Origin of the sequence: Halomonas sp. SIMBA_159 (assembly GCF_046536035.1) — a bacterium.
In the GTDB taxonomy this organism is placed as follows: domain Bacteria; phylum Pseudomonadota; class Gammaproteobacteria; order Pseudomonadales; family Halomonadaceae; genus Vreelandella; species Vreelandella venusta_A.
The window spans coordinates 1-249 of record NZ_JAWJBT010001194.1; the positions used below are offsets into that span (position 1 = coordinate 1).

General features: G+C 49.0%; 1 protein-coding gene. It reads right to left on the reverse strand.

All coding sequences use genetic code 11. From position 1 onward, the window contains the following. A partial coding sequence (locus tag R0J87_RS23045) for a hypothetical protein (protein ID WP_498889268.1) occupies positions 1–249 on the reverse strand: 249 nt, incomplete at both ends.

The window sequence follows — 249 nt, forward strand, 5'->3', positions numbered from 1 at the left end:
CGAGACAACCCCGACGAAAATACTTGGATGGAATTGGAAAACCCCTTTCTGGCCAGGTGACACATTGGTTTTAGCTGCCAGTAGCTTTCCATCACGATAGATATTGGCATTAATCGAACCACTGCTCAGGTTATTACGCACTTCGACTTCTTGCTGAGATACGGCGGGTGTACTGGCAAGCCGCAGGACATCACCCGAAGTATCTTTTACCATTTCATAAGCCTGGCCGTCGTAGGCTGTCATCTGTGG